This is a genomic window from Burkholderia sp. MSh2 (assembly GCF_000731655.1).
Taxonomy (GTDB): Bacteria; Pseudomonadota; Gammaproteobacteria; order Burkholderiales; family Burkholderiaceae; genus Burkholderia; species Burkholderia paludis.
Genome location: NZ_JPGM01000013.1, coordinates 1 through 12,170, shown reverse-complemented (window position 1 = coordinate 12,170; position 12,170 = coordinate 1). Strand labels below are relative to the sequence as shown.

At 63.8% G+C, this 12,170-nt stretch carries 11 protein-coding genes; 4 read left to right on the top strand and 7 right to left on the bottom strand.

Going from position 1 to position 12,170, the window contains the following annotated elements; genetic code table 11:
• Window positions 1–90: 90 nt before the first annotated feature.
• A complete protein-coding gene (locus GQ57_RS09895; protein WP_034197761.1) occupies window positions 91–1,239 on the top strand; it encodes an RNA ligase RtcB family protein in 1,149 nt (382 codons plus the stop codon).
• Window positions 1,233–1,847 (top strand): peptide chain release factor H, encoded by a 615-nt coding sequence (prfH, locus tag GQ57_RS09890; protein WP_034197760.1) that lies wholly within the window; start codon window positions 1,233–1,235, stop codon window positions 1,845–1,847. The genes GQ57_RS09895 and prfH overlap by 7 nt, the downstream gene beginning before the upstream one ends.
• A 174-nt stretch (window positions 1,848–2,021) precedes the next feature.
• Here the strand turns inward: prfH and GQ57_RS09885 are convergent, their stop codons facing one another.
• From GQ57_RS09885 to GQ57_RS09860, 6 genes are all read right to left on the bottom strand, one after another.
• Window positions 2,022–2,234, bottom strand: coding sequence for a hypothetical protein (locus GQ57_RS09885; RefSeq protein ID WP_031400819.1), 213 nt, complete (start codon window positions 2,232–2,234; stop codon window positions 2,022–2,024).
• Between the two features lie 283 nt (window positions 2,235–2,517).
• The gene (locus GQ57_RS09880) at window positions 2,518–2,955 is read right to left on the bottom strand and encodes a hypothetical protein (RefSeq protein WP_031400820.1); all 438 of its coding nucleotides are present in this window, start codon (window positions 2,953–2,955) and stop codon (window positions 2,518–2,520) included.
• A 165-nt stretch (window positions 2,956–3,120) separates the two neighbouring features.
• Window positions 3,121–4,044 (bottom strand): ABC transporter permease, encoded by a 924-nt coding sequence (locus tag GQ57_RS09875; protein ID WP_034197759.1) that lies wholly within the window; start codon window positions 4,042–4,044, stop codon window positions 3,121–3,123.
• Window positions 4,044–4,913 (bottom strand): ABC transporter permease, encoded by an 870-nt coding sequence (locus GQ57_RS09870; protein ID WP_031400822.1) that lies wholly within the window; start codon window positions 4,911–4,913, stop codon window positions 4,044–4,046. Before GQ57_RS09870 ends, GQ57_RS09875 begins: the two co-directional genes overlap by 1 nt.
• A gap of 40 nt (window positions 4,914–4,953) precedes the next feature.
• Window positions 4,954–6,033, bottom strand: coding sequence for an ABC transporter ATP-binding protein (locus GQ57_RS09865; protein WP_034197758.1), 1,080 nt, complete (start codon window positions 6,031–6,033; stop codon window positions 4,954–4,956).
• Window positions 6,034–6,082: 49 nt separating this feature from the next.
• Entirely contained in the window at window positions 6,083–7,249 is a 1,167-nt protein-coding gene (locus GQ57_RS09860; protein ID WP_034197757.1) for an extracellular solute-binding protein, read from the bottom strand.
• A 384-nt stretch (window positions 7,250–7,633) separates the two neighbouring features.
• Between GQ57_RS09860 and GQ57_RS09855 the strand changes: the two genes are divergently transcribed.
• Window positions 7,634–8,338: a glutathione S-transferase N-terminal domain-containing protein gene (locus GQ57_RS09855; protein ID WP_031400825.1), complete on the top strand. Its 705-nt coding sequence runs from the start codon at window positions 7,634–7,636 to the stop codon at window positions 8,336–8,338.
• Window positions 8,339–8,527: 189 nt separating this feature from the next.
• Here GQ57_RS09855 and GQ57_RS09850 read toward each other — a convergent pair whose 3' ends face one another.
• Window positions 8,528–9,226, bottom strand: coding sequence for a nucleotidyltransferase domain-containing protein (locus tag GQ57_RS09850; RefSeq protein ID WP_200880656.1), 699 nt, complete (start codon window positions 9,224–9,226; stop codon window positions 8,528–8,530).
• A gap of 373 nt (window positions 9,227–9,599) precedes the next feature.
• On the opposite strand from GQ57_RS09850, the gene GQ57_RS41505 reads away from it, so the two are divergent.
• A complete protein-coding gene (locus tag GQ57_RS41505) occupies window positions 9,600–11,954 on the top strand; it encodes a tetratricopeptide repeat protein (protein WP_152603227.1) in 2,355 nt (784 codons plus the stop codon).
• Window positions 11,955–12,170: the final 216 nt, after the last annotated feature.

The following is a 12,170-nucleotide window of genomic DNA, read 5'->3' as shown; positions in this document are numbered from 1 at the left end:
CTCCTCCCGACTTCCGATGTCGGGCAGCGCCAGCAGGCGTTGCCCGCGCCATGGCCCGCCGTTCTTCCTTTTCATCGAACGGAAACCTCCATGGGCAATTCCATGCAATACCTGGCCGAGCGCATCACACTGTGCGCTTGCGCCACCACCTGGATCGAAGGTGAAGCAGTCCGGCAGCTCGAACACGCTGCCACCCTCCCCGGCATGCGGCGCGTCGCCGGCATGCCCGATCTTCATCCCGGACGCGGCTTCCCGGTCGGCGCCGCATTCTTCTCGACGGGCCGGCTGTACCCGGCGCTGATCGGCGGCGACATCGGCTGCGGGATGGCGCTGTGGCAAACCGCGCTCGATGCGCGGCGCGTCAGCGCGTCGAAGCTCGCGAGCCGGCTCGGCTCGATCGACGCCACGCCCGACGCCAGCTGGCAGCCGTGCATCGCGGCGGCCGGTTTCGCGGATCACGCGTTCGCGGCGTCGCTCGGAACGATCGGCAGCGGCAACCATTTCGCCGAGGCGCAGCGGATCGACGCGGTGTACGACGACGACGCCGTCGCGGCGCTCGGCCTCGATCGCGACCGCCTGCTGCTGCTCGTGCACAGCGGGTCGCGCGGCTTCGGCCAGTCGATCCTCGAGCAGCACATGCACGAGCACGGTTACAACGGGCTCGACGACACGGATGCCGCGTGCGCGGCGTACCTCGCGCGTCACGATGCGGCGTTGCGCTACGCGGTCGCGAATCGCGACCTGATCGCGCGGCGGATGCTGGCGCGCTGGCGCAGCGACGGCCGCTGCGTGCTCGACGTGAACCACAACCTGGTGAGCCGCGCGAGCGTCGACGGCGAGCCCGGCTGGCTGCATCGCAAAGGTGCGACGCCGGCCGACGCGGGGCCGGTCGTCATTCCGGGTTCGCGCGGCGACTACAGCTACCTCGTCGCGCCGGTGCGACCCGACGATGCGGCCAGCCTCGCATCGCTCGCCCACGGCGCGGGCCGCAAGTGGGCGCGCGGCGACTGCAGGGGCCGCCTCGAACGGCGCTTCACGCCGGCGCAGCTCACGCGCACGCCGCTCGGCAGCCACGTCGTCTGCGAAGACCGCGAACTGCTGTACGAGGAAGCGCCGCAGGCCTACAAGCCGATCGACAGCGTCGTCGACGCGCTCGAGGACGCCGGCCTGCTGCACCGGCTGGCGCGGCTCGCGCCGGTGCTGACCTACAAGACTTCCGGGGAGGGCGGCCGATGCTGATGCAGATTTCGTCCGCGCACGGCCCGCTGGAGTGCCAGCTTGCCGCGGCCCACGCGTTGCGGCGCCTGCAGGCGGAAGCCGACGCGCGGCGCATCGTCGTCACGGTGCTCGACATGCAGCCGGGCGAACGGCCCGGCACGCTGCGCTCGGTGCTGCTCGATCTCGACGGCGCCGATGCGCCGTCGCTCGCGGACCGCTGGGCCGGGACGCTGCAATGGGTTTGCGCGAGCCCGTACCGGCTGCGTCATCCGCGCAAGAACTGGTTCGTCGGCGTCACGCGCTGCGCCGACGCGCAGCCGCTGCCGTACGGCGACGTGCGGTTCGAGGCGATGCGCGCCCGCGGGCCGGGCGGCCAGCACGTGAACAAGACGAGCTCCGCGATTCGCGCGACCCACGTTGCGACCGGCCTGTCGGTGCGCGTGGAAAGCGAGCGCAGCCAGCACGCGAACCGGCGTCTGGCGTTGCAGTTGCTGCAGGTGCGGCTGCAGGAGGAAGCCGACCGCCACGCATCGGATGCGCGCCGGCAGCGGCGCATGCAGCATTTCGAGCTGGAGCGCGGCAACCCGGTGCGCGTGTTTCACGGGCCGGCGTTCGTGCCGGCCGATTGAGCGTGCGGGCCTGAGCGCCGGTAGAGGTTGAACCGGCGCTCAGGCCGCACGCATGCCGACGGACGGCGTTTCACCCGCATCAACGGAAAGGCCCCGCTCGATTGCTCGAAGCGGGGCCGATCGAATTCGGGACTGCTGTGCCGGCGACCCGGCGTGAATCTCGGTGCGTGAATCTCAGTAAGCGGACATCTCGACGCAAGGATCGACCTTGGACGGCGAGCAGATGACCGAATACCGGGCGCTCTCGCGCATCAACGCTTCGCCTTCGTGCAGGGCGATCTTGATCTCGGGGTGACGCTCGTACGCGAGGAATGCCGAGCACACGACAGCGGACATCACGACGAGGGAAAACACAAATTTTTCAAGGGTTTGGAAACGTTCAGGCATGGTTCGACCTATCACTCAGGCCGTGATTATAGCGTGAAATAAGGGTTTTCCCTATAACGCGGCCCGCATACCGAGCATGTCTTCGATTCGGGCCGGGCCTGGTGCTCGCGCCCTTTTATGTACATCCCTGTCCGACCGTGCGCCGCCCGCCACCTGCCCTGCGGCGTCGCACCTGCTCGGTATGCCGTCAAACATCGAGGGCTGGAACCGGCGTGGCGGCCATGCGCCGAGAAGCGCGGACCGCAGATCCGGGGGAAACGGCGCGGACCTCGCCGCCCGTGCGTCACTGCGGCGCCGACGCGCTGCTCGCCGCGTTGCCGGGCCAGGCCTTGCCGATCCGGTCGATCAGCGACTTCGCGGTGCCCGTCACGATCGCCGCGTCGACGCCCGACGTCTGCCACGAGCCGTCGGCGGCCTGCACGAACGTCAGGTTCGCGCGCGACGGCGCGTAGTCGGCATTGCGCCACGTCACCACGACATCGCACGCGTACGTGCGCTCGCCGAGCTTCCTGCAGTCGCCGTCGGGCTTCGCCGACACGACGTCGGCCGATACCGGCAACGGCTGGCCGAACAGCGCGTTCAGGCCGCCGTGGTTTTCCGCTTCGAGCGCGCGGCGCACGGCGGCGTCGACGTCGCTCGAGCCGGGGCCGTCGTGGAACAGGTTGCAGGCGGCCAGCAGCGTCGAGGCACAGCCGAGTGTCAGCAGCGTTTGAAACTTCATGGAGATTCGTCGATCGGGTGAACGTCGGGTGGCGCGCGGCGATCCGCGTGAACGCGTTCGCCGGGCCGCTACGCCGCGTAGTCTGCAACGTCCGCGGGCCGTTCGCGGTATCCATTTGTAACCGGCTATTGCACGGCGCCCCGCGCCCTGCCGTGGCGTCGGCGCCTATTGACGGTCCTGCTTCACGCGGCTCACGAGCTGCGTCGGGCTCACGAACCGCAGCGCGATCACGACCCACGCAAGCGTGATGGCCATGTAGATCATCGCCATCGCGTCGATCGACTGCGGCGCGCGCACGCCGGTGGAGAACACCGCGTAATACAGCGCGACGACGAGCGTCTGCGTGCTCGGGCCCGCCGTGAAGAACGTCAGCTCGAACATCCCGATCGTGCGCACCAGCACGAGCAGCCCCGCCGCGAGCATGCCGGGCACCAGCAGCGGCAGCAGCACGTGGAAGAAATAGCGCCACGTGTTCGCGCCGAAGACGCGCGCGGCGGCCTCGAGATCCGGATCGATCTGCTCGATGAACGGCGTCATCACGAGGATCACGAACGGCAGCGCCGGCACGAGATTCGCGAGGATCACGCCGGGCAGCGTGCCCGCGAGCCCGACCTTGTACATCACGGTCGCCATCGGAATTCCGTACGTGACGGGCGGCACCATCAGCGGCAGCAGGAACACCAGCAGCGCGACGCGCTTGCCGCGGAACCGCACCCGCGCCAGCGCGTACGCGGCCGGCACGCCGAGCGCGATCGACAGCAGCACGACCGCGCCGACGACCTCGACGGTCACCCACAGCACGCTCGCGAGCTGGAAGTCCTCCCACGCCTTGGCATACCAATGCAGCGTGAAGCCCTGCGGCAGCGGCGTGCCGAACCAGCGCGTCGCGATCGAGTTCACCGCGACGGTCGCGATCAGCAGCATCACGTTCAGCAGGAACAACGCCATCAGCCCCCAGACCAGCGCCTGCCACGCGCGGCCGGCGAGACGGCCTCCCGCGCGACGCGGTCGCGTGGCGTCGACGGGGTGCGCATCGGGCGCGTCGTGCTTCGGCGGCCATGCGCGCGCGGCGCGACGGTCGGTCGCCATCAGCCCTTGCCTCCCGTCACCGCGCCGGTATAGAAGAAGCGGCGCGCGCCGAGCATCGACGCGACCGCCAGCAACTGCACGAAACCCATCACGATCGCGATCGCCGATGCGAGCGAATAGTCGTAGCTTTCGAACGCGGCTTCCGCCGCCGCGATCGAGATCACGCGCGTGGGGCCGGCCGGCGCGCCGAGCAGCACGGCCGACGGGAATACCGAGAACGCCTGCACGAACGACAGGCAGGCGGCCATCGTGAGCCCCGGCACGAGCAGCGGCAGGTAGATCCGGCGGAACTGCTGCCACGGGCTCGCGCCGAGCGTCGCCGCCGCGCGCGCGAGCGTCGGGTCGATGCCGCTGATGTACGACAGCATCAGCAGGAACGCGAACGGAAAGCCCGACACGATCAGCGACAGCAGCACGCCCCAGTAGTTGTGCGTCAGGCGCACTTCGCCGGTGTACAGGTGCAGCCCCTGCAACGCCTGCGGGAACCAGCCGTTCGGCCCGAAGTACGTGAGCATCCCGTCGGCGACGAGCACCGTGCCGAGCGTGACCGGAATCACCAGCAGCGTCGTGACGAGCTTCTGGTACGGCGAATGGCGACGCAGCGCGAACGCGACGGGCAGCGCGACGCCGACGTTGAGCAGCGTCGCCGGCACGGCGAGCTTCAGCGTGACCAGCACGGTCGGCCACATCGCGGTGTCGGTGAAGAACTGCACGTAGTTCGCAAGCGCGCCGCCGCCGTTCGTCGGCCGGAACGACAGCACGAGCCCGTACGCGAACGGATAGACGAACAGCGCGACGATGAACGCGAGCGCCGGCATGACGAGCCAGGCCTTCGCGTCGCGCGGCGTGCCGCGGGCGAGCGTGCTCATGCGGCCGTCGCCCGGCGTGACGGCGCGGCGATCGGGCCGTTCATTCGGGCTCTCCCGCATAGACGAGCGTGCGCGACGGCGCGACGCGCAGCCGCAGCCGCTCGCCTGCCGCGCATTCGCCGGCGACCCGCGCCCAGATCGGCCCGAACGGCGTCGCCGCGTGGATCAGCGAATCGCGGCCGCCGTACTCGATCGTCTCGATCGTCGCGTCGAACGCGTTGTCGCCCGCATCGCCGGCGCGCTCGATGTCGTCGGGGCGCAGCGCCACCATGACGTCCTTCGTGTCGAAGCCGGCCATCGGCACCCCCGCGAGGCGCACGCCGCCCGCAGCGACGCTCACGCGGTCGCCGGCCGTCCCTTCGAGCGTGAACGGCAACACGTTGCGATACCCCATGAAACGCGCGACATGGAGGTTGCGCGGGCGCGTGTAGACGTCCTTCGGCGTCGCGACCTGCTGCACGACGCCCGCCTTCATCACGACGATGCGATCGGCCATCGACAGCGCCTCGTCCTGGTCGTGCGTCACGTAGATCGTCGCGCGTTCGAGCTGCGTGTGAATGCGGCGGATCTCGGCGCGCATCTCGATGCGCAGCTTCGTGTCGAGGTTCGACAGCGGCTCGTCCATCAGCACGAGCGGCGGCTCGATCACGATCGCGCGTGCAATCGCGACGCGCTGCTGCTGGCCGCCCGACAACTGCGCCGGCAGCTTGCCCTCGTGCCCGACGAGCTGCACGCGTTCGAGCGCCTGCTGCGCGCGCCGCCGCGTTTCCTGCTTCGACACGCCGCGCATCCTGAGGCCGAAGCCGACGTTGTCGAGCACCGACATGTGCGGAAACAGCGCATAGTTCTGGAACACCATCCCGAAGCCGCGACGCTCGGGCGGCAGCACGTCGATGCGCGTGTCGTCGAGCCAGATGCCGCCGTGCGTCAGCGGTTGCAGCCCCGCGATGCAGTTCAGCGCGGTCGACTTGCCGCAGCCCGACGGGCCGAGCAGCGCGATGAACTCGCCGCGCCGGATCTCGAGATCGAGCCCGCTCAGCGCGGCGACCGGCACGCCCTGCGCATTGGTGAAACTGCGGCACACGTCGTCGAGCCGCAGCCGTTCGAAACCGTGCTTCATTCCACGAACTCCGTCGGCGCGGGCGCGACGGCGCCCGCCGGTCCATGCGTTACTTCGACTTCTGCGAACCGATCTCGCGATCCCATTTCTGGAACGCGGCGACCATCGCCTGCGCGCCGAGCGGCTGCACGTGCGGGCGCTCGGCGAGCAGCTTCGCGTATTCGGGGCGGCCGAACTTGCGGATCACTTCCTGGCTGTGCGCGGGCGCCATCTCGAGCGTCACGCCCTTCACGGCCGGGCCCGGATAGAAGTAGCCGTCGTCGTAGGTCATCGCCTGCTGCGCCGGTTCCAGCAGGAAGTTCATCAGCTTGAACAGCACGTCGAGCTTTTCCTTCGACACGCCCTTCGGGATCACCATGTAGTGCGCATCGTTGACCCACGTCATGTTGTCGAATGCCTGGACCCGGAACTCGGCCGGCACGATGCCGAGCGCGCGCGGATTGAGATCCCAGCCCGTGACGGTCACGGTCATGTCGCGGGTGCCCTCGCCGAGCTCCTTCATCACCGCCGACGTGCCGCCCGGGTAGTAAGGAATGCAGTCGTTCAGCGCCTTGAGGAACGCCCAGGTCTTGTCCCAGCCGTTGATCGGATCCTGAGGATTCCGGTCGCCAAGCACGTACGGCAGCCCCATCAGGAACGTGCGGCCGGGGCCCGAATTGGCCGGGCGCGCGTAGATCAGCTTGTCCGGGTGCGCCTTGCACCACGCGAGCAGCTGCTCGGGCGTCCTCGGCGGGTTGCCGACCTTCGCGGGGTTGTATTCGAGCAGCGGGCCGGCGGGCATGTAGGCGACTTCAAGGCCGAAACCCTGGGCGAGTTCCTGCATCTTGCGCGGGCCCGGCGCGTATCGGTCGAGCACGCCGGGCAACGCGGCCGCGTTGTCGGGCAGGAGCTTCAGCCACAGGTTCTGCTCGATGCCGGCGGCCAGTGCGTCGGTGCCCGTCAGCACGAGGTCGATGTCGGCGCGCCCCGCCGCCTGCATCGCCTTGATCTTGCCCGGCAGTTGCGGCGCGGGCGCGTTCGTGAACGTGACGTTCGACACGAGGTTCGGATTTTTGTCCCGGAAGGCTTCGATCGCCTTCTGCGTGAGCTGCAGGTTGCCCGCGACATCCACGATGTTCAGCGATACGGGCGCGGCGGCGGCTGTCGCGGCCGACAGCGCGAAACCCAGTGCGAGTGCGATCCGGCGGACATGGCGAGCGATCGGGGTGGCGTTCATGTCTCCTCACTTCGGTCGGTGGACGGGACCGTTCTTTTCAGGAAATCATGACGGCGTTATACGATGTCGGTCAACAAAAAACCGTGGCGCGCGGGGCAGGACTTTCCCTGACAAAAACCTTCCAGGATTTCGCGACTCGGCGCGCAGAACGCATTCCGGAAGCAGGCGCGCGCCGTCGCGCCACGCGTGTTAGGACATCGTATGTCGGCGAGCGGGCCGCCGGCCGCGCTTGGCGCGGGCGCGCCGGCCGCCCCGGACGGGCCGCGGCACGACGTCCGGATGCGGGCGCCGCCTGCACCCATCGCGGCGATCGGCTACAGTGGGCGTCTTGGCGCGCGCCGGCCCGGCGCTGCGCGGATCATCCTCTTCGACGAGCGAACCTTCATGCCCGACCTGTCCGCCTTCCCGATCACGCAAAAGTGGCCGGCCCAGCACCCTGACCGTCTCCAGCTCTACTCGCTGCCGACGCCGAACGGCGTCAAGGTGTCGATCATGCTCGAGGAAACCGGCCTGCCGTACGAGCCGCACCTCGTGCGCTTCGACACGAACGACCAGCTGTCGCCCGAATTCCTGTCGCTGAACCCGAACAACAAGATCCCGGCGATCGTCGATCCGGACGGCCCCGGCGGCAAGCCGCTGCCGCTGTTCGAATCGGGCGCGATCCTGATCTATCTCGCGGACAAGACGGGCCAACTGATCCCGAAGGATCTAGCAGGCCGCTACGAGACGATCCAGTGGGTGATGTTCCAGATGGGCGGCATCGGGCCGATGTTCGGCCAGGTCGGCTTCTTCCACAAGTTCGCCGGCCGCGACTACGAGGACAAGCGCCCGCGCGACCGCTACGTCGACGAGTCGAAGCGCCTGCTCGGCGTGCTCGATGCGCATCTCGCGAACCGCCAGTGGATGATGGGCGATACCTACACGATCGCCGATATCGCGATCTTCCCGTGGGTGCGCAACCTCGTCGGCTTTTATGAAGCGGGCGACCTGGTCGGTTTCAGCGAATTCCGCAACGTCGCGCGCGTGCTCGACGCGTTCGTTGCACGCCCGGCTGTTGCGCGTGGGCTCAACATTCCGGCGCGGGGCTGACTGGTTACGTGGGCGCACGCTGTGCGGCCCGCGGTCTGTGGACTTGAACCGCCCGCCGCATTGTGCGGCGGGTTTTTTGGGGGGAATTGCGATTTTTCAGGGAAGACTGGGAAGACCGTCGGTGTTCGGACAGTCGAAGCACATGGCCGGATCGTCGACAATCCTCACGGCAAGACGGTAGGTAGCGCGTTACAGCGCTCGCGCCCATTCATTCCCGGGGTGGAGGACATCGAGGCAATCTTTCAGCCAGGCGCGTTCGATAACCGGCAGTTTGTGCAACGCTCTCTGGAAATCTTGCTGGTCTTTGGGGCGCGGATCCCTAGCCTTGAAAAGAAGTACGGCGGAAGGGTTCAGATAAGGGATGTCGTCAGCGGTTCTCATCACCATTTCGGCGCGAGGTCGCTTGAACGATGGATCTCTCTTGTAGGCCCAGAATTCGTTGGTTCCCGGCTCGATCATCATATCGATTCGCCAACATTCCAAAGCGCGGTCAAAACCCCAGAATTGCATAACCTCTGCTGGCGGATGCTGGTCTGCCGGCAGACTTGCGACCACGCCAGCGTGGGCAGTGTAGAACTCCAAGTCACTGAACGCCCGACGAAAGCTGCTGAAATTCTCTCGCAATATTGTGAATTCCAGATCGCTATGTTCGCGAGTCTGTGCGCCGTGCCAAAGATCGAGGGCCCATCCACCTGCGACGCACCAAGGCAAACCTATACCGCTCAACCGTTGAGCCAGTTCAGCCGGTTGCCACGCATTCCATGCTTCCTGGTCCGGTATGTCCGCTTGAGTGTTCATCGTTTTGGAGCGACCTTTTGCTTCGGAGCTTCGGATTTTCTCACAAGGCAATCGGCGCGCATGGTTCAGAAATGCAGGCGGCTTATGCATGTGGCATGAGGCCGTGAGCGGCCAGGAAGAGCCAATCGTCTCGGTCGTCGTCTGGACATTCGTGCGGCTGCCTCGTCCGGACAACGGACATTCGCTTGACGACGCCGACGGGTTGCTGCTCGCAAAGCCCTTCTCCAAAACATATAGTTACCGCTATGCTTGGTTGCGTTTTCACACGAGAAATCTTAACATTTACCGGCATCTAAGCAGTCTGCTTGAAGATCAACCCTAAACTACTATAGGAAATGCCGAATTATCGTCCTTAGAATTTAATGGATTAAATCGGTATATTTTAATATTTCTGGCTATGAAAAATCACTTTGATAGTATGTTTTTGGAGATTGAGCAATGTAAGTCAGACGTGGAATGTAGGGTGCGAATAATTTCTTGCATTCGCCTGCTTCTGCAACAAATTGACTACGGATTGCTTGAATGGATTTCCCAGCAACAACCTGCCATCGAATTTCAACCCGATCAAGTTATCCTTGATGCGCTGCGAGCGCCTGCGGATGGTTCGTTAGTTGACGCCTTAGAAGCCCTTCTGATTTCCGCTGAACAGCTAGGCTGGGTCGGTGTTGCGCGTATCCTGGCTACTTCCGCGCACGGCAGGCCTGCGGAGCAAATCTGCGGCGATCAACCTCGGACACTATTGGGACTGATGCGCGGGATCGTCTCGATCCGAAACAACGGCGCAGAAGGACATGGACTCGTTGGTGGCTATGCGCGAGATGTCGAACTCGATGCATTGCGGTTTGTAATTGATGGTCTTGCGGATGTCACGCCGATTCTCGCCGATGACGGGGTGCAGGCGGCGATTGGACCAGATCGACTTCGACTTCGCTTGGACTTCATCAGGGGGTGGGCTGGCCAACCCGCCCTGATTCGCCGCATTAAACTTCTAGGTACAGAGCGCGTGAGAGCCTTCTGTCAAATCGCCAAGGATGGGGATTCGAGAGCAGAGTTCAATTATGAGGCGGCCAACCCATTCAGTAATGTGACCGGTCGCTCTCTGCCTGCACCGATAATTTGGAATAATTCGTGGGAACCGTTTGTCTATCTTCCCGATCGCACAACAGACTCATTCACTGGCCGCGATCCTCAGTTAATTGAACTTAAGGATTGGATAAATGACATCGATTCACGTGCGTGCCTGATTCATGGTGATGGGGGCTACGGGAAAACCACATTGGCTCTTGAATTCCTACATCGGGTTCTGGACGAAGAAGTGGACGTAGACTGGCGGCCGCAAATGATCTTGTTCTACACGGCAAAGCGCTGGCAATGGGGGCTGAATGGCCTTGAGCCCATTGCAGCTGGTCAGCCACATCTTTTAGAGCTCTTGGCGCACTTGCATATTCTATTTTTCGGAAAATATCCGTCGACGGATTTCTATCGATTCAATGTTCCGCAGGCGGCGATAAACTTACAGTCAAAGATTAAATCAGAATTAAAATTAGAAAGAAAAGAGATTTTAATTGTAATTGACAATGCAGAAACACTTATCGAAAGCGAGGAGGAACGTGCCGTTCTGCGCAAAGAATTGCAGGAAATATCCAGGCGCGTCGGCCGAGTCATGCTCACGTCTCGGCGTTGGGAGCAAATTGAGGCATATCCTGTCGCCGTGGATATTCTCACGGAGCGCGAGGCCCTTGCCTTTTTGCGCGATCGCGCTGAAAAGTTAAATATTAAAATTGTCAAGAAAGCCAGCGATACCGACATCCTCGAGTCCGTAAAAAAGCTTGAGCGGCGGCCTATTGTTCTCGCCGCGTTTGCAAATGCATTGGTCGATCCAGCATTAAAGAAGATAGATCAAGCCGCTTCGCAGGTAGCGACGATGCTCCGCAAAGATCTTGGGGAGTTCCTATTTTCCGACGCGTGGGCCCGTCTTAGTCAGGACGTCCGCCGCCTTTTGTTGCTTATGACTCGGGTTGGAGACGTGCACGACGATCAGTCGTTGAAAATCTGCGCGGACGTAGCCGGTGTATCTGCGCAGATTGCCGAGGCGGCGCTACAAGAATCTGGGGGTATCGCCTCCATGATTAACGTACAGGGTTCCTTGCAGATTGCTTTCTCAAAGAATTTTCTCGAATATGCCCGCGACAAGCAAGTAATGACCTCAGCTGGAGCGAAGAGTCCCAACACGGAAGAAATTGCAAAGGCGCGCGCTGACTATTCTGCTTTTGTACAAAAGGCGCAGCGATTCTCCGGTGACCGCTTTCCTCAGGCATTCCGAACTCCACAAGCGAAAGCAGCTCATAGGGCACGACAAGAAGGCGACCTCGTGGAAGCCAGACGCTTATACGATGCAGCAGTGATGACCGATAGTACCAATGGATGGTTGCTTAATCGGTTCGCCTTCTTCTTGTCTCATGATGCTCGCGATAACGAGGCGGCTCTCCATCAGGCGCAGAAGGCTGTTGAATTGTTGCCTAGCGAGGGGGAAGTCTGGTATACGCGGGGCCTCATCGAGGCTAGGCTAGGACTGGTGCGGGAATGTGAAACGTCTCTTGCAAAAGCTCAACAGTTCGGTATCGCGTCAGTTCGATGCTCTATGCAACGTGCGTGGGCATACCTGAAAGCTCGTCCGAGGCAGTTAGGATTGGCTGAAAAAGAGATCAACACACTGAAGAATTATCTGCAATCCAATGTGAAGGATGTCCGGCTTCAAGAGGAAATTCGACTACTTGAAGGGCGTTTGCGCTATCTACGCGATCGCTTTAAAGAATAAAGGGACGGCCTTGGGCGCGTTCGGCTACCTTCCCAGCCGAACGGCCGCTTGAGCTTAAAAGCTGCCGAAGAGGTGAGGCATCGTTCGGCGTCCGGAGAGGGTCCGCAAGCGACGTCCACGAAAATCCACGAAGAACCTGGTTTTTGCCCACAGCGTGCGTTTGCGTGACGCATTCGGCGACGTTACTTCCCGTCCGCCCCTTCCGTCCCCCCGTCC